The organism is Aeromonas sp. SCS5, from assembly GCF_001887375.1.
Taxonomy (GTDB): Bacteria; Pseudomonadota; Gammaproteobacteria; order Enterobacterales; family Aeromonadaceae; genus Aeromonas; species Aeromonas jandaei.
In genome coordinates this window covers 406,169-424,030 of record NZ_LFCS01000006.1, presented here as the reverse complement: position 1 = coordinate 424,030, position 17,862 = coordinate 406,169, and the positions used below count along the sequence as shown (strand labels likewise).

Here is a 17,862-nt window from a genome sequence, read left to right as displayed (position 1 = left end):
GGACCGCCGGTGGGGGTGGTCCGTCCTGCATTAATGACTGTTTGTTACCCGGCGCCTGCCGATGCGCGTTGGTAGCGGCTGGCTTACTGGTAACGGGTAAATTTGCGCGGATCGAATGCCTCGCGGATCGCCTCGCCGATGAAGGAGACCATGATCAGCACCAGACTCACCGCTGCCACCACCGAGCTGACGATCCAGATGGCGTCGAGATTGTTGATCCCCTGCGAGAGCAGCTCCCCCCAGCTCGGGGTTGGTGGTGCCAGCCCGAAGCCCAGATAGTCGAGCGCCGTCAGGGTGGAGATATTGCCCACCACGGCGAACGGCGCCAGGGTGACGATCATCATTAGGGTGTTGGGCAGGATGTGGTGGAAGATGATGCGTCCGGTGCTTGCCCCTTGCGCCCGCGCTGCCATCACATAGTCCCGCGCCCGCTCCTTGTAGGTGAGGGTGCGCATATACCAGGTGATCCCCATCCAGCCGAACAACACGTTGATGGCTACAAACAGGCCGAAGTTGGGTTTGGCTAGCGACACCAGAATCATGATGACGTAGAGAAACGGCACCTGGGACCAGATCTCGATAAAGCGTTGCAGGATGAGATCAAAGCGGCCGCCAAGAAACCCCATCAGACAGCCGATGGTGACCCCGATGGCGTAACTGGCCGCCAGCGCTATAAAGGCAAAGCCGATGGCGATGCGAAAGCCGTATACCAGCCGTGCCAGCACGTCGCGACCGCTGGCGTCGGTGCCGAGGAAGTGGCGCTCAGCCATGCTCGGAGCATAGGGCGGGTAGGCATCCTCCTTGAAATCCTGCTCGTAGGGGTTCCAGGGTACCGGTGGCAACAGCACCCAGTCACCCTGACCCTCTGCTGTAAACTTGGCCTTGAGCTGGCGGTAGTTGGTTTCGTACTCATAATCGAGCCCGAACTGCTGACCGGGGATCACATCGCCATAGGTGGGGAAGTGCAGTTGGCCCTGATAGCTCACCATCAGCGCCCGGCTGTTGACCAGCAGCTCCGCCAGCAGGGAGAGTAGTACCAGCGCAGTGAAGATGATGAAGGAGTAGTAACCGCGCTTGATCGACTTGAAGCGCTTGAGTTTTTTCAAGGTAACCGGATTGAGCTTCATGATCAGTCTCCAAACCGCACGCGCGGATCAACAAGGGCAACGCAGATATCGGAGACGATATTGCCCATCAGCATCAGCATGGAGGTGATGGCCAGAATGCCCATCACGGTGGGGTAGTCCCGCTCGACGATCGATTCATAACCGAGCAGGCCGATGCCGTCGATGTTGAAGATGGTCTCGATGAGAAAAGATCCGCCAAAGAAAACGGTAAGCACAGACCCCAGGTGACTGGCGATGGGGATGAGGCTGTTGCGCATGGCATGGTCGGTGACCGCCTTGCGAAACGGCAACCCCTTGGCCACGGCGGTGCGCACATAATCTGCCGACAGGTTCTCCATTAGACTGTTTTTCATGGTCATGGTGAGGATGGCGAAATCCCCGATGGCGTAGGCGATAAGCGGCAGCAACGCGTGGGCAAAGACAGTGCGGATCTGATCCCAGCTGCTGGTCATCGAGTCGTACTCGTCCCCCGGAAAACCGCCCATCGGCAGCCACTCCAGATGAAACGCAAAGACGGTGATGAGAAAGATCCCCACAACGTAGGCAGGCAGGGCATAGGCCATGTAGATGAGCATGGAGCTTAACGAGTCGAAGCGGCTGTTGTGCCTGAGCGCCTTGGCCACCCCGAGCGGGATGGAGACCGCATAGCTTAGCAGAAAGGTCGCCAGTCCGAAGAAGGCGGTGACGGGGAGCCGATCCTTGATGAGATCCCATACCGGCTCGTAATAACGGGTTGATTCGCCCAGATCGAGTACCGCCAGCTTTTGCAGCCACTCCCAGTAGGCGATCAGCATTGGCTTGTCGAGACCATAGAAGGCCTTGAGCTCCTCGATCTGTTCATCGGAGAGGGCCTGCGCCCCCTTGCTGCCACTGGCGCGGCCAGATTCATTCTGGGAAACCTGGGCTTGCAGCAGCATGCGTTCGACCGGTCCGCCCGGCACGAAACGGGTGATGGTGAAGACGAGCAGGGTGATACCGAGAAACGTCGGGATGATCAAAAGCATCCGGCGTAGGAAATACGACAGCATGGTGGAACCTCGTCCTTGTTGTTCTTTTTGCGACCAGTCAAATCCGGTGACGGGCCTGTCCTTCCTGGAATTACGCGCTGGATTGGTTGCCAAACAGCAGACAATCCGCTTGGCCACTGTAAAAGCTCTGCAACAAAAATCAAGTACAAGGAAATGGAAAACTGGGGAAAATGACCCGCTGAGACCCAAATTACCGAGAAATGATGTTTTTTATCTGAAAAGCGAAAATAAAAACAAAATGCTACGGCTCAACATTATTTTAAAAAATATAAACAGCTGTTTATTTTAACTTTTAACAAGTGTAAGTATTTGATTTGAGTGATATTTATTGGGGTTGGTGAAATTGAGTGAAAACGATATCATCTCGATGGCTATATCTGTTATCCCTATGAAACAGGTCAGGTTCAACCCTCATGAAGTTAGTGTTTTATTCTTATTAAGGCCGGTAAGTCGAAATAAGATATAAATAGACAGCACGTTAACTAATAAGTTCATCAATTTTTAATTCAGCGCCATTCACTGCATTTAACAATGCCTTTACATTGGTTTGGTCGTATTTGGCAGAATTATTCACTAATTATATCGGTCGAAATTAATACACTCCGCTTATTCTAACGTCTGACCTCACCACACCCATGCTCCATTGACGCCGCTAGTCAAAGATTGATAAGCCTTACGCATCGCTCCAAAGAGGGCGGTATCAGGAAGCAAACAATAAACAACCAGGAAGGATATAAGCGATGCTTAGGAAGAGCAGAATCTCTGCTGCGATTGCGTTCGCCTTGGCGAGCCTTGCGGCAGCCCCATCTGTATCTGCCGAAGAAGGGCAGAACGTCGAAAAACTGCAGAAAATCAAGGTTACTGGCTCCCGTATCTCCCGTGTCGATGTCGAGGGCGCAACTCCTGTTGTTGCTGTCAGCAAGGTGCAGATCGAACAGTCTGGTCAGCAGACTGTGGCGGATTATCTGAAACAGGCCTCTTACAACTCCTTCGGCGGTTTCTCCCCTTCATCCGGCAGTTCTGCCCAGTCACAAGCTACCGTTGGTTTGCGTGGCCTTGGGGAAGATCGCACCCTAGTGCTGCTCAATGGCAAGCGAATTGCTGGCTCTCCTACCATGGGAGGCACTGCCATCAACCTCAACACCATCCCAATGGCGGCGGTTGAGCGAGTGGAAGTGAACCTGGATGGCGGCTCCGCGCTCTACGGTTCTGATGCCATCGGTGGCGTTATCAACGTGATCCTCAAAGAGGGTTTTGAAGGCTTGTCATTCCAGGGGCGTGTCGGTTCCCCAAGCGAAGAAGGTGGGGATGAGAAGAGCGGTTCCATCGTCAGTGGCGTTTCGGGTGAGAAGGGCGCCTTGATGATGGTCTACGAGCACGATGTCAAAGACGAGATCTACTACAAGGATCGTGACTATCTGGCCAAGCAGGGGGCTGAGTCCCCTAGCCTGTATGGTCGCAATATCAAGGGGGTAGACGCGACAACTGGCAAGACGGTCACCCGTACTCTGAATGGGGTTGACTGTGAAGGCACTGGTCCCGGTTTCGTCACCAAGGGCACGGCTTGCCGTTTCGACTTTGCCAAGGTCGCAGCCAAAACCGCTTCACGCACCCGTGATACAGTCTATGTGAACGGTCGTTACCATATCAATGACAGTGTGGATTTTGTGCCGCAGATGATTGGTTCTCGCGTCACCAGTTTTGGTCGATTCGCGCCTGCTGCCGGTGCCTTCACCGTGGATGGTTCCACCCCCGAAAGTGCCGCTGTCCTCTCAGCCAACAACTTCAGCACCGCCAAAGCCGCTACCGTTTACTACCGTTTCAGCAACGTCGGGCCCCGTGACAACGATGTAACCGACTTGACCGGTACCCTGAATCTCGGTTTTGAGGGCACCGTTCCGACCGAAACAGTAGGGGATGTGGAGTGGAACGCCGGTTACATGTACTCCAAGACCGACAACCAGAGCATTGGTAATGGCTATGTTCTGGAACCGGCTGTCCAGACCCAGGTCAACAGCGGCAAGTTTGTCAATGGCAGCTTCTCCGCTGACGCCACCAAGGATCTCTCCTATACCACCAGCCGCAACTCCAAGATGGACTTCTTCCAGTGGTATGGCGGTCTGGGCTGGGAGATGGGCGCATTGCCTGCTGGCCCCGTCAGCTGGTACTTGGGCGCCGAGTATAACGACTGGGTTTACTCCGATACCTATGACAGCCAGTCCGAAGCGGGTAACGTACTGGGTTCATCCGGTAACTCCGGTGGTGGTGTGCGCGATGTGTTTGCCACCTATATCGAGAGTCTGATCCCCATCACCGAACAGATCGAGCTGAACCTGGCGGGGCGTTACGACAAGTACAGCGATTTTGGCAGCGCCTTCTCGCCCAAAGCGAGCCTGCGTTATCAGCCGCTCGACCAGCTGATGTTCCGAACCTCCTGGTCCCAGTCGTTCCGTGCGCCGGGTCTGAACGATCTTTACGCGGCGGATGCCGAGTCAGCTGACTTTGCCAAGGACTATGTCTATTGCCAGGCAAATGGTGTGGCCAACTGCTCTGAAGAGCAGTATATGACCACTCGTCAATCCAACAAGAACCTGAAGGAAGAGACAGCCAATACCTTCACTATCGGTACTGCCTACAACCCTCTGGACAACCTGAACCTGTCGCTTGATTACTACTACATCAAGATTGATGACGTGATCCAGCTGGCCACCACCCAGACCCAGTTCTATCAGGAGCTCAACACCGGCAGCAACCCGAACGTCATCCGTGACGCCAACGGTGATGTCGAGATGGTCTATGCGGGCATGGTCAACCTGGGGCAACTGAAGACCAGTGGCATCGACTTCAAGGCGGACTACAAGTACGACTTCAACTCCTTCACCCTGCGTTACGACTTTGGCAGCAGCTACATCCTGAAGTATGAAGAAGGTCTGTTTGCTGGCGGCCCAATGGTCGACAAGAAGGGCTGGAATGGTAAACCCGACTTCCGCTTCAACTCCGGGATCGGTGCCAACTTCCCGCAGTTGTGGAATCTGGATACCTACCTGAGCACCAACTATATCGACTCACAGAGCCAGGATTATGTAGATGGCAAGGAAGAGGGTCATATCGCCTCCAACACCGTCTGGAACCTGAACGTAGCCGTCGATACCAGCTGGAATGCCAAGATCCAGACCGGCGTGAAGAACATGTTCAACCGCGGACCTTCCCTGTCGAGCGATGGCTTCACCTATGAAGAAGACCTCTACAGCATCGACGGTCGCGTCTACTACATCGACTACACCCAGAAGTTCTAATCAACCCCGTTGATATACAACCTCAGCCGGCCCGGTCGGGCCGGCTGTGCCCAACGTCCAAGGAAGTTACGGAGATAGGGTAATCCTATGAAGACAAGGACCATTACAATGAAGAAAGCGCTCCTTGGCAGCCTGGTTTCGGCCGCCTTGTTGACCAGCTTCAGTCTGAGTGCCGCCACTGTCGGTCAGGCCGTGGACGCTCAAGTCGCCACCAATAATGCAGCCAAAGTTTCCCAGCAGAAAATCGACAGTTATGCCGAATCTGCCGAGTCTGCACTGGCCCAGTACAAGGCCGCCCTGCGTCAGGTCGACAGTCTGCGCACCTACAACGAGCAGGTGGGCAAGATGGTCGAATCCCAGAGCGCCGAGCTGGCCTCGATGCAAAAGCAGATCGCCCAGATTGATCAGACCAGCACCGAAGTGGTGCCGCTGATGCTCAAGATGATCGACTCCCTCGAACAGTTTGTGTCACTGGATCTGCCGTTTCAGAAGGTCGAGCGGGAGGACCGCGTAGCGGCTCTGACCGACCTGATGAATCGGGCCGATGTCACCATCTCTGAGAAGTACCGCAAGATCCTGGAGGCTTACCAGATCGAGGAGGGCTTCAGCCGCACCATCGAGTCCTACAAGGCGAGCCTGGACAAGGATGGCAGCGAGAAGACCTACGAGTTCCTGCGCGTTGGCCGCATTGCGCTGCTTTATCAGTCCCCGGATGGCAATGAGACCGGCATGTGGAACAAGAAGACTCGCCAGTGGGAAGAGTTGCCCCAGGAGTATCGCAGTGCGGTTGAACAGGGCCTTCGCATCGCCAAGAAGCAGGCGCCTCCCGCGCTGATCAAGCTGCCGGTTCAAACAGCGGAGAAAGCATCATGAAAGGAATCAGACTTGCTATTGCCTCCCTGATTGCGGGAGCAACCCTGGTCACCCTGCCGGTGACTGCCGCCGAAAAACTGGTGGATCTCAATGCGCTGCTGAACCAGGTCAAGACATCCAGCCTGAGCGAATCCCAACTCAACAAGGAGCGGGAAGCCCGCTTCCTGGCTGACAAGAACGAGCAGGGGGCGCTGCTGGCCAAGGCCAAGGCCGAGCTGGCTGCCGAAACCGCCAAGGGCGAGCAGCTCAAGGCAGCCTTCGATGCCAATGACAAGCAGCTGACCGAGCTGACTGAAACCCTTCGCCAGCGTTCTGGCAACATGGGTGAGATGTTCGGGGTGCTGCGTCAGTTTGCCGGTGAGTTCAAGGGGATCTTCAACGCCTCCGCCCGTCGGGTCGAGCATCCGGAGCAATCTGCCTTGCTGACCCGTCTGGCCGAGAGTAAAGAGCTCCCCTCCAGCGACGATCTGGAAGCGTTCTGGACTACCACCCTCAGCCGCATGGTTGATGGTGGCAAGGTGAGCCAGATCCCGGCGACCGTGGTTTATGGCGAGGGCAACCAGGCCGAGAAGACCGTCACCCAGATCGGTGAGTTCAACACCGTCTCCGAAGGCAAGTACCTCACCTTCGTGCCGGAGACCGGCAAGTTCGAGCAGCTCTCTCGTCAACCTGACAAGGGGGTGCTGGAACCTATCGCCGAGTTTGAACAGGGTGGTGACGGGGTCAAACCCATCTTCATCGACCCGTCTCGCGGCGTGATCCTCTCTTTGCTGGTGCAGTCACCGACTCTCAAGGAGCGGATCGATCAGGGTGGTGAAGTGGGCTACGTCATCATGGTGCTCGGCGTACTCGGTACCCTGTTGGCCATCTTCTGCGGTATCCGCCTGTCGCTGATCGGCACCTCCATGCGCAAGCAGCTGAAATCCGATCAGATTATCAAGGGCAACCCCATTGGCGACATGCTGGGGGCCTACCAGAGCCATCGCGGTGACAACATCGAGGATCTTGAGTCCAAGCTCGACGAGATCATCCTGCGCAACGTGCCCAAGTTCGAGAAGGGCATCAGCATCATCAAGCTGATCGCCTCGGTCGCACCGCTGCTGGGTCTGCTCGGTACCGTGGTGGGGATGATTGCCACCTTCCAGGCCATCACCCTGTTCGGTACCGGCGATCCCAAGCTGATGGCAGGTGGTATCTCCGAGGCGCTGGTGACCACCATGCAGGGTCTGGTCGTCGCGGTACCCATGCTGTTCCTCTACACCATTGTGCAGACCCAGAGCCGTCGTCTGATCCAGGTGCTGGAAGAGCAGAGCGCCGGTTTCGTCGCCCGTTATCAGGAACGTCTGCACGCCTCCAAAGCCGCAGCGTAAGGAGTCACCCATGTGGTTCTGGTTGATTGAAGAAGTCGAGTCGGTCCGCCGGTTTTTGGGATTGGGGGGCGATGTACTGGTCGCCCTGTTCTTCCTGACCCTGATGATGTGGGCCCTGTTGCTGGAGCGCTGGTTCTACTTCATGGCGGTCTACCCCAGACAGGTGAGGCAGACCAAGGCCACTTGGCTGGCCCGCACCGATCATCTCTCCTGGTCTGCCAAGCAGATCCGGCGCGAGCTGGTCTCACGGGTCGCCATGGCGGTAGACAAGGGGATGCCGGTCATCAAGGTGCTGATCGCTCTCTGCCCGTTGATGGGGCTGCTCGGCACCGTGGTGGGGATGGTGCAGGTGTTTGACACCCTGGCCATCACCGGCACCGGTTCGCCGCGGGCGATGGCATCAGGGATCTCCAAGGCAACGGTACCGACCATGGCGGGCATGATTGCCGCCCTTTCTGGCCTGTTTTTTGTCAACCAGCTCGATCACAAGGCCAAACTGGCGGTGCAAAAGCTGGAAGACAACCTGAAACACGGCTGATGCAGGATGCATACCCCCGGTGAGGCATGGCCTGCCGGGGGCACAGAACAAGCAAGGAGTTTCTGCTATGAGAAAACGTTACAGCGACAGCGGTGCCGACGAGGCGGCTATCGATTTGACCCCCATGCTGGACATAGTGTTCATCATGCTGATCTTCTTCATCGTCACCACCTCCTTCGTCAAGGAGTCCGGTGTCGAGATCAACCGTCCCAGTGCCAGCACGGCCGAGACGGTGAAGAAGGGCAATATCATGGTCGCGGTACGCGAAAACGGTCAAGTCTGGGTCGACAAGCGCATCGTCGAAGTGGGGGCGGTACGTGCCAACATCGAGCGGCTGCGTGCCGAAAACCCGGAGAGCGCCGTGGTGATCCAGGCCGATACCGAATCCCGTTCCGGTCTGGTGGTGCAGGTCATGGATCAGATCCGTATGGCCGGTGTCCAGAACATCTCCATCGCTGCCAGCAAGAGCAGCTGATGCTGGAGAGAGACCTATGAGATACCTGATATCGTTAGCGGTCTCCTGTGTGGTGGTGTTCTTTCTGTTTCTGGGAATGAACAAGCTGATCACACCGGATCACCGGGAGCTGGTGGAGAAGGATGACGTCGCCATGACCGATTTTATTCGCATCAAGCCCCAGGAGACCCTGCAAGAGAAGCAACGGGAGCTGCCGAAACCGCCGCCGCCGAACCGTCCACCGCCCCCTCCCGAGATGGAGGTGGCCAGCACGGATCGGCCGCAGATGGAGAGCTCTCCCATGGATATGCCCAAGCTCGACATTCCGGTCAACATCGGTGGCGGCAACGCCCTCGGTGCCTACAGCACCGGTGGCGGCGGTGGCGGGATCGGTGGCAACAACGGTGCCATTCCGCTGGCAACCTTCGAGCCCATGATGCCCCGTAAGGCGGCTCTGGCGGGGCTGGCCTCCGGCAAGGTGCTGGTGGAGTTTACCGTCACCGAGCGCGGCACCGTCAGCAACGTACGGATCGTCAAGGAAGAGCCACGCAGCTATGACCTTGGCAAAGAGGCGCGCAAAACCATCGCCAAGTGGACGTTCAAGCCCGCTATGGCAGATGGTAAACCGCAAGAAAGCCGCATGCAGCAAGAGATCGAGTTCGCGGTCAACTAAGGAAGGTGGCGATGAACAAGTTACACAAGATGATCCTCGCCCCGGTCGCCATGGCGGTGCTGCTTAGCACCGCCAGCTGGGCCGCCGAGCAGCCGGCCCTGTCGGATCGGGCTTATCGGGCGGTCAACAAGGCGCAGGAGCTGATCGCTGACAAACAATACGGTCTGGCTAATGCCCGATTGCAGGAGGCGCTATCCAGCGTGGGCGATAGGGTCTACGACAAGGGGGTCATATTGCAGACTCTCGGTTTCGTGGCCGCCCAGCAGGAGAAATATGGCCAGGCAACCAAGTACTTTGCCGATGCCATCGCGACAGGCGGTCTGCCACCACCGGTGGCCCAGCAGGTGCGCTACAACCTGGCCCAGCTTTATATGGCGGAGGGCAACTTCCAGGGGTCGATAAAGACCATGAGGGAGTGGTTTGCCAACCAGGGCAAAGATGACAAGCCCAACTCCCACGCCTATATCACCCTGGCCAACGCCCACGTGCAGCTCAAGCAGTACCGTGAGGCCATTCCGGCGGTGGATCAGGCGATCAAGCTTTCGGCGGGCAAAGCGCCGGAGTCCTGGTATCTGCTGAAGATGGCGGCCCACTACGAACTGAAACAGTACAAGCAGGCGACCGAGGTGCTGACCATCCTGGTCGACATGCACCCGCAGCAGAAGAAGTACTGGACCCAGCTCTCGGCCATGCATATGCAGGCAGGCAACGATAGCAAGGCGCTGGCGGCACTGGAGGCAGCCTATAGCCTTGGCATGCTGACCGAACCGGCCGAATTGCAGCGTCTGGCCAACTATCTCGCCTTCAGCGGCATTCCCCATCGCGCAGCGCGGGTGATGGAGAAAGGGATGAAGGATGGGGTGATTGAGCAGAGCGCAAGCAACTACAAGACCCTGGCCAACTATTGGCATCAGGCCAAGGAGCTGGATCCGGCCATCGACACCCTGGCCAAATCCTATCAGCTGGTCCCGAATGCCGAATTGCAGCTGAAAATGGCGCGAATGATGATCCAGAGCAAGCGCTATCAGGATCTGGTAGAGCTGGCCGCAAAGCCTGCGGCCAATGCCAATGGTGAACAGCGTGCGGATCTGAAGTTCCTGACCGGAGTCGCCTATTTTGAGCAACAAAAGCCCAAGGAGGCCCTCAACGCCTTCACCCAAGCGGCTCAGAATGGCAACGTCAGCGGGCGGGCATCCCCCTGGATCAGCTTCCTCAAGGAGCAGAGTGGCGTGGGGGAGGCGGCCGTCCAGTAATTCCAATGACAACTACCTGTAGTCCCTTTTATGGTTGCCTGGTGGCGCCATTAACCGCTCTTTGGAGCGGTTTTTTTATGGCTGTAGCCAGCACTGGCTGGTGGTCCAAGTACAGTTTTATTCCTTTTCATGCAAATAAAGAGCCTCCGTCAACATTGGTCTATCTCCCTCGGATGTGAAAAACGTTTTGGCCACTGCTGTAACCGTGACACAAGGTGGCGCAGCATCTTGGTTGACGGGGGCGAGGGTAGTCTGCTGACAGGGGGCGGTGCTATCCATCTCTCTCAGCTGCAACTTGCTAGTGTAGCTTTTGCCCTGTTGATAAGTGTCACACTGAAAACGGCCACTTTTAACAAGAAAAGCAACATATGGAAGTTGAAATTTTGGCCGACTCGGGAAAGAATGCGCGCTCGGTTATTGGCGCCGTGGTGCAGGTTTACCCGCCACCGGCAGACCGAGGATGAGACGGCCTCCGGCCCATTTGGTACAGGAAACCACACAGGAATTTTATGAATCCCCTTCGCACTGCCGCTTCGGCGCTTTTTTGCACACTTGCCCTGGTCAGCCAGCAGGCCGCTGCCGTTGAATACACTCTGCCTGCGGCCAACAGCCGCCTGATCGGCGAGAACCAGGAATACGTGGTGCCCGCGGACAATCGTCCGCTGGAGCAGATCGCCGCTGACTTCCAGCTGGGTCTCACCAACATCATGGAAGCCAACCCGGGCGTTGATCCCTATCTGCCGAAGGCGGGTAGCACCCTGATCATCCCCCATCAGCTGATCCTGCCCAACGCCCCCCGCGAAGGGATCGTCATCAACGTCGCCGAGATGCGCCTCTACTACTACCCGAAAGGCAAGAACGTGGTGGAAGTGCTGCCTATCGGCATCGGCCAGCTGGGGGTCAACACCCCGGAGAACTGGATCACCAAGGTAGAGCGCAAGCGCGCCAACCCGACCTGGACCCCGACCGAGAACATCCGTCGCCGTTATGCCGCCCAAGGCGTGACCCTGCCTGCGGTATGGCCGGCTGGCCCGGATAACCCCATGGGTCTGCACGCCCTCTACATCGGCAACCTCTATGCTATCCACGGTACCAACGCCAGCTTCGGCATCGGTCTGCGGGTGAGCAGCGGCTGCGTGCGTCTGCGCGCCGACGACATCAAGTATCTGTTCGACAACGTGCCGGTCGGCACCCGCGTCCAGTTCGTCAACCAGCCGGTCAAGACCTCGGTCGAGCCGGATGGCGGTCGCTACATGGAAGTGCACGAGCCGCTGTCGCGCAACGAGGAGGAGTTCAACTCCACCGCCTCCGTGCCGCTCCCGATGACTCCGGCCATCACCCGCTTCATCGCCCATGCCGAGTCTGACTCCAACGTGGTCAAGCAGGTGCTGGAGCAGCGCACAGGCCTGCCGACCCGTCTCAATCCCTGATTGAACATGCAGCCAGCGCCAAGCGCACTGGCAAGGCAGGCAAAGAAAACGGCGACCATCTGGTCGCCGTTTTTTATTGCTTGGTTTGCTGCAGCTTATGGCATGCAGACCGGGCAGAAGGCGTAGGTGCCTTGCGGGTCGTTGAAGCGGGTGAGCGGGTCGAGAGTGCGGTTCACCTCGCTCAGCGCCTTGCCAAAGCCGGCCGGCAGCCAGCTCTGCAGCTGCGGGGCGAGCACGCGGGCGCTGCTGTCAAACAGCTGGCGCAGGAACTTGTCCTTGGTGGACTCCTCCTGCTCGATGGGGGTGACCTGCCACTCCTTGAGGTTGGCCAGCTCGGCGGCGGCCTTGATGGCGTCATTGAGGTTGCCGAACTCATCCACCAGACCGAGCTCCTTGGCGTCCTCGCCAGTCCAGACCCGACCTTCAGCCGCTTTCTCCGCCTCTTCCGGGCTCAGGCCGCGGCCCTTGCTCACCAGACCGACGAAGCGCTGGTAGGTATCCTCGACGTTCAGCTGGATCGCCTGACCGACGTGTTCCGGCAGGGCGCGGGTCAGGCCGACGCCGACATAATCGGTGGTGCCAACGCCGTCAGTGTGCACGCCGTACTGGGAGAGCGCCTTGTCGATGGTGGCGAACATGCCGAATACCCCGATGGAGCCGGTGAGGGTGGTCGGGGAGGCAAAGATCTTGTCCGCATCGGCAGAGATCCAGTAGCCACCGGAGGCGGCGTAGCTGCCCATGGAGACGACTACCGGCTTGCCAGCCTGTTTCAGGGCCAGCAGCTCGGCGCGGATCTGCTCGGCGGCGAAGGCGCTGCCACCCGGGCTGTCGACCCGCAATACCACGGCTTTCACCTTGTCATCGCGGCGAGCATCGGCCAGCAGGTCGGAGAGGGTATCGCCGCCGATGGTGCCGGCAGGCTGGACGCCATCCATGATGGCGCCGCTGGCGATCACCAGACCCACTTCATCCTTGCCGCTCTGGGGATACTGATCCGGGATGGCGGCCAGATACTCTTTCAGGCCAACCCCTTTCCAGCCGTGGTCATCGCTCTCGCCCACTTCCTTGATGACCGCCTGGGTCATCTCGTCGCGGGTCGCCAGCTGATCCACCAGCCCGTTGTCGAGGGCGTAGTTGGCGGCGTTGCCACCGGCCTTGCGCAGCAGCTCGAGGAAGCGATCCTTGCCCGGTGCCACGGCATCCGGTTCGATCTCCCGCTGTTCGGCTACATCGGCCACATAGGATTGCCACAGCTGATCCAGCCAGCGCTGGTTCGCCTCCTTGCTCTCGGGGGACATCTCGTCGCGGGTATAGGGCTCGACGAAGGATTTGTAGGTGCCGACCTTGAACACATGCGGGGTGATGTTGAGCTTCTCCAGCGCCGACTTGAAGTAGGTCTGGTAGACGCCGAGCCCCTCTATCACCACGGCGCCGCTCTGGTTGAGCAGCACGTGATCGGCGTGGGCAGCCAGCAGGTATTGGCCCTGGCTGTAGAAGTCGGCCATGGCGATAACCGGTTTGCCGCTCTCCTTGAACTCGTCGATGGCGGCGGTCACCTCCTGCAGCTTGGAGAAGCTGGTGCCCTGCAGCCCCTGGGGCTTGATCACCAGCGCCTTGATGCGATCGTCATCCTTGGCGCTGCGAATGGCCCACAGCAGGTCGGAGAGGAGGATCTCGCTCGGCTGCTCGTCGCTGTTGTCCATCTGGCGCAGCAGCTGCGAGGTGGGATCGGTTGTGCTGCGCTGTTCCACCAGCACGCCGTTGAGGTTGAGGGTCAGAGCGCCTTCGATGGGCGTCTCCGGAGCCTCTTTCTGGCCAACGCTGTAGACGATGACCAGCACCAGTGCGAGAAACAGCAGATTGACCAGCAACAGCCGGGTGAAATTGAGCAGGCGCCACAGCGTGCGGAACAGCCAACCCAGACCTTTGAAGATAGACATAGTCGAGTTATAGCCCTGTTAATGGGTTAAAGAGGGCTCATTATTAACCAGTTGGCCCCCCAATTGCCATTTCCCGCAAAGAGTTACCGCTTAACTTCGTTCAGGGCACGGCTGTTCGCTGAAAAATCATCCAAACAATTGTTTGAAAAAGCATTTTCGATTCTTTACTCTAGTTGCAGTTTGATAACAAAAAATTAACTGGAGGCGTCGTGAGTCGTTACCCAACCCTGCTGACCCCGCTCGATCTCGGCTTCACCCAGCTGCGCAACCGCGTCTTGATGGGATCCATGCATACCGGCCTTGAAGAGGAGAAGGGCGGTTTTGACAAGCTGGCCGCCTTCTATGCCGAGCGTGCTCGCGGCGGCGTCGGCCTTATCGTCACCGGCGGCATCGCCCCCAACCTGCGTGGGCGGCTGGTGCCTCACGGCTCCCAACTGAGCTTTCCCTGGCAGGTAAGCAAGCACAAGAAGGTGACCAGTGCCGTGCATAAGGAGGGGGGCAAGATAGCGCTGCAGATCCTCCATGCGGGCCGTTACGCCTACCATCCGTTCAGTCTGGCGCCAAGCTCCCTCAAGGCGCCCATCTCCCCCTTCAAGCCGCGCGCCATGAGCGAGCGGCAGATCCGCGGCACCATCCGCGACTTCGCTGCCACCGCAGCGCTGGCCAAGGCGGCCGGTTATGACGGGGTCGAGGTGATGGGTTCGGAAGGCTATCTCATCAACCAGTTCATCTGCGAGCGCACCAACCAGCGCAGCGATGGCTGGGGTGGCAGCTTCGAGAAGCGGATGCGCTTCCCGGTGGAAATTGTCCGCGCTATCCGCGAGCGGGTCGGCACTGACTTCATCATTATCTTCCGCCTCTCCATGCTGGATCTGGTGGAGCAGGGGTCGACTCTGGAAGAGGTGATTGCCCTTGGCAAAGCGCTGGAAGCGGTGGGGGTGACCCTCATCAACACCGGTATCGGCTGGCACGAGGCGCGCATTCCCACCATCGCCACCAGCGTGCCGCGCGGTGCCTTCAGCTGGGTGACTGCCGAGCTGAAAAAGCACCTCAAGGTGCCACTTATCACCACCAATCGGATCAACACCCCCGAGGTGGCCGAGCGCATTCTGGCAGGCGGCGAGGCGGACATGGTCTCCATGGCGCGCCCCTTCCTGGCTGACCCGGAATTTGTCATCAAGGCGGCCGAGGACCGGGCGGACGAGATCAACACCTGTATCGCCTGCAATCAGGCCTGCCTCGACCATGTGTTCAAGCAGAAGCGGGCCTCCTGTCTGGTCAATCCTCGAGCCTGTTTCGAGACCGAATTGACGTTTGGCCGCGTGCCACAGCCCAAGAAGCTGGCGGTGGTGGGGGCTGGCCCCGCCGGGCTGGCCTTTGCCTGCTACGCTGCCGAGCGCGGCCATCAGGTGAGCCTGTTCGATCAGGCGAGCGAGATTGGCGGCCAGTTCAACTTCGCCAAGCAGATCCCGGGCAAGGAGGAATTTCACGAAACCCTGCGCTATTTCGCCAAGCGGCTGGAGAAGTGCGGCGTCGAGCTATATCTGGGCCAGCGCCAGAGTGCCGAGAGCCTGCTCGGCGGCGGCTTTGACGAGGTGATCCTCGCCACCGGTATCCGCCCGCGTACTCCCAATATTCCGGGGATCGAGCATCCCAAGGTATTGAATTACCTCGATGTCTTGCGGGATCACAAGCCGGTCGGCCAGAAGGTGGCGGTGATCGGCGCCGGCGGCATCGGCTTTGATGTTGCTGAGTATCTGGTCGAGAAGAAGGTGGAGATGGATGCCGAGGGGCACCGTGATCACTGGCTCAAGGAGTGGGGCATCGACAAGCATCTCGGCGAGCGCGGTGGCCTCACCACCCCTGAAGTCGATGCGCCCGAGCGCCAGATCTGGCTACTCCAGCGCAAGGAGAGCAAGGTGGGCGACGGTCTTGGCAAGACCACCGGCTGGATCCACCGTACCGTGCTCAAGAACCGCAAGGTGCAGATGCTCTCCGGCGTGCAGTACCTGCGCATCGATGACGACGGGCTTCATATTCAGGTGGGTGACAAGCAGCAGTGCCTGCCGGTGGATCAGGTGATCATCTGCGCCGGACAAGAGCCGCTCAAGGAGCTGCAGGGCGGTCTGCAGGCCGCTGGCAAGCCGGTACACATCATCGGCGGTGCCGACGTGGCTGCCGAGCTGGATGCCAAGCGGGCGATCAGACAGGGCGCCGAACTGGCGGCGGTCATCTAATCTCTCCCCGCCATCATGAATGAGATAAACCCCTGAGCCTCAGGGGTTTTCTTCATTCGGCGCTGTGCTAAGGTAGCGCCATCATTGCCCAAGAAGGAATTGCCCATGGATGCCCTCACCCTGCTGCTCAACCGCCACTCCTGTGGCCGTCTCGCCGATCCCGCTCCTGCTGGCGAGGTGCTCGACAATATTTTGAAGGCGGGGTTGCGCGCGCCGGATCACGGCACCCTGACTCCCTGGCAGTTCATTCTGTTTGAAGGGGAGGGCCGCGAGCGGCTGGGCAAGTTGCTGGCCGAGGCGGCCCGTGCCCGCGGCGAGGATGAAGAGAGCATCAAGAAGTGCAGCGAGGCACCGCTGCGCGCACCGCTGGTCATCGCGGTGGCAACCCGTTATCAGGAGCACCCCAAGGTGCCGAAGCTGGAGCAGGAGCTCTCGGCCGGTTGCGCCGTGATGGCGATGCAGATGGCGGCACAGGCGCAGGGTTTCAACGGCATCTGGCGCTCCGGCTGGTTTATCTTCGACGAGCAGATCAACAAGGGGCTGGGACTGGCGGCAGAAGATCAGCTGGTGGGCTTCCTCTACCTCGGCACCCCCATGCTGGAAGCGCGCAAGCTGCGTGAACTGCCTATCGAGCAGTTTGTCCGCCACTTCTAGGTTGCTCGGTAAATAGTCAAAAAGAGAAAGCCCCTCAGTGCAGGGGCTTTTTGTTTAACCGTGAATAGTAACCAGAGTGGCAGGAGAAAATAAACGGCTCCAAGGGGGGCGGCGAGGCGTAGCAGGTAATTATTTAAATAGTGAGATACACCTCTCAATCCTGGTGTATTTCGCTATGTAAAACGTTTTCGCGTCTATTAATATCCCTCTTGCCAGTTTAGAAGGGCACTCCTTCTAATTTTTCTGCGATGAGAGTCGCAATTCCGTAGCACCTTTTTAAACAGCCCAACGTCTTCGTGACATTGGGCTTTATTTTTTATGGGGTTATGCGTTCGCTGACACGGGCAGAGCATGGTTGCAGTGGTGCGTCAGCTGGTTCGTTCCACTCTCCTGGCTGGCAGGATCCTGGCTGGATTGCCCGCCACTCTGGCGCCTGCCGGCACATCCTTGGTGACCACGGCTCCGGCGCCGACAATTGCCTCCCGTCCTATGGTGACCCCGGGTAGCAGGATGGCCCCACCACCGATCCAGACCTTGTCTTCTATGGTGATTGGCAGCGCCGTCTCGACCCCTTGTACCCGTTCATCGGCCTCCAGTGAGTGGGCCGCGGTATAGATCTGCACGTTTGGCCCGATCATCACGTCGGCCCCGATACGGATGGGGGCGTTGTCCAGCAGGGTGGCGCCCATGTTGATGTAGCTGTTTTTGCCAAGGTGGATGTGGCGGCCATAGGTGCAGTAGAGGGGCGGACAGATAAAGGCTCCCTCTGCCAGCTCGCCGACCAGCTCCTGCAACAGCGCCCGTTGTGCATCCTCTTCCTCTGCCCGATTGAAACGGCGGTAGCGTGCCGCCGCCTCGCGCCGTATCGCTATCAATTCCGGGTCGATGCAGTTATAGGGCTGGCTGCTGATCATCTTCTTATATTCGTTCATGGAGCCTCCTTACGGTTGGATAGGAGATGGTAAAGCGTTGTGGAGCAATGAAGCGTG

General features: G+C 58.5%; 15 protein-coding genes. 11 read left to right on the top strand and 4 right to left on the bottom strand.

Translation table 11 applies throughout. The features are described 5' to 3' along the window. Positions 1-83: 83 nt before the first annotated feature. Together BS300_RS09785 and BS300_RS09780 are read right to left on the bottom strand one after the other, a co-directional pair. Positions 84-1,127: an ABC transporter permease subunit gene (locus tag BS300_RS09785; RefSeq protein WP_071912411.1), complete on the bottom strand. Its 1,044-nt coding sequence runs from the start codon at positions 1,125-1,127 to the stop codon at positions 84-86. A gap of 2 nt (positions 1,128-1,129) precedes the next feature. Further along, a complete protein-coding gene (locus BS300_RS09780; RefSeq protein ID WP_071912409.1) occupies positions 1,130-2,155 on the bottom strand; it encodes an ABC transporter permease subunit in 1,026 nt (341 codons plus the stop codon). Between BS300_RS09780 and BS300_RS21090 the strand changes: the two genes are divergently transcribed. The 9 genes from BS300_RS21090 to BS300_RS09740 all read left to right on the top strand — a co-directional run bounded on the left by BS300_RS21090 (position 2,154) and on the right by BS300_RS09740 (position 12,042). Next, positions 2,154-2,444, top strand: coding sequence for a hypothetical protein (locus tag BS300_RS21090; RefSeq protein WP_143241751.1), 291 nt, complete (start codon positions 2,154-2,156; stop codon positions 2,442-2,444). The genes BS300_RS09780 and BS300_RS21090 overlap by 2 nt on opposite strands. Positions 2,445-2,895: 451 nt before the next feature. Beyond that, positions 2,896-5,451, top strand: coding sequence for a TonB-dependent receptor (locus tag BS300_RS09775; protein ID WP_071912407.1), 2,556 nt, complete (start codon positions 2,896-2,898; stop codon positions 5,449-5,451). A gap of 108 nt (positions 5,452-5,559) precedes the next feature. Further along, complete coding sequence (locus BS300_RS09770; protein ID WP_071912404.1) at positions 5,560-6,324, top strand: DUF3450 domain-containing protein; 765 nt, start codon at positions 5,560-5,562, stop codon at positions 6,322-6,324. Then, positions 6,321-7,694, top strand: coding sequence for a MotA/TolQ/ExbB proton channel family protein (locus tag BS300_RS09765; RefSeq protein WP_071912402.1), 1,374 nt, complete (start codon positions 6,321-6,323; stop codon positions 7,692-7,694). Before BS300_RS09770 ends, BS300_RS09765 begins: the two co-directional genes overlap by 4 nt. A gap of 10 nt (positions 7,695-7,704) precedes the next feature. Continuing rightward, the gene (locus BS300_RS09760; protein WP_043850090.1) at positions 7,705-8,232 is read left to right on the top strand and encodes a MotA/TolQ/ExbB proton channel family protein; all 528 of its coding nucleotides are present in this window, start codon (positions 7,705-7,707) and stop codon (positions 8,230-8,232) included. Positions 8,233-8,299: 67 nt separating this feature from the next. After that, on the top strand, positions 8,300-8,707 hold the full coding sequence (locus tag BS300_RS09755) for a biopolymer transporter ExbD (RefSeq protein WP_033137735.1): 408 nt from the start codon (positions 8,300-8,302) through the stop codon (positions 8,705-8,707). A gap of 16 nt (positions 8,708-8,723) precedes the next feature. Beyond that, positions 8,724-9,359 (top strand): energy transducer TonB, encoded by a 636-nt coding sequence (locus BS300_RS09750; RefSeq protein ID WP_042031680.1) that lies wholly within the window; start codon positions 8,724-8,726, stop codon positions 9,357-9,359. 11 nt (positions 9,360-9,370) lie between these two features. After that, a complete protein-coding gene (locus BS300_RS09745; RefSeq protein WP_071912400.1) occupies positions 9,371-10,612 on the top strand; it encodes a tetratricopeptide repeat protein in 1,242 nt (413 codons plus the stop codon). A 509-nt stretch (positions 10,613-11,121) separates the two neighbouring features. Then, positions 11,122-12,042, top strand: coding sequence for a L,D-transpeptidase family protein (locus BS300_RS09740; protein ID WP_042031678.1), 921 nt, complete (start codon positions 11,122-11,124; stop codon positions 12,040-12,042). Between the two features lie 95 nt (positions 12,043-12,137). Here BS300_RS09740 and sppA read toward each other — a convergent pair whose 3' ends face one another. Further along, on the bottom strand, positions 12,138-13,982 hold the full coding sequence (gene sppA / locus BS300_RS09735) for a signal peptide peptidase SppA (protein WP_071912399.1): 1,845 nt from the start codon (positions 13,980-13,982) through the stop codon (positions 12,138-12,140). 209 nt (positions 13,983-14,191) lie between these two features. Between sppA and BS300_RS09730 the strand changes: the two genes are divergently transcribed. Both BS300_RS09730 and BS300_RS09725 read left to right on the top strand, forming a co-directional pair. Then, positions 14,192-16,219 (top strand): NADPH-dependent 2,4-dienoyl-CoA reductase, encoded by a 2,028-nt coding sequence (locus BS300_RS09730; protein ID WP_071912397.1) that lies wholly within the window; start codon positions 14,192-14,194, stop codon positions 16,217-16,219. A 105-nt stretch (positions 16,220-16,324) separates the two neighbouring features. After that, on the top strand, positions 16,325-16,873 hold the full coding sequence (locus BS300_RS09725) for an NAD(P)H nitroreductase (protein ID WP_033114114.1): 549 nt from the start codon (positions 16,325-16,327) through the stop codon (positions 16,871-16,873). Positions 16,874-17,241: 368 nt separating this feature from the next. Here BS300_RS09725 and BS300_RS09720 read toward each other — a convergent pair whose 3' ends face one another. Beyond that, entirely contained in the window at positions 17,242-17,805 is a 564-nt protein-coding gene (locus tag BS300_RS09720; protein ID WP_071912395.1) for a sugar O-acetyltransferase, read from the bottom strand. Between the last annotated feature and the right edge of the window lie 57 nt (positions 17,806-17,862).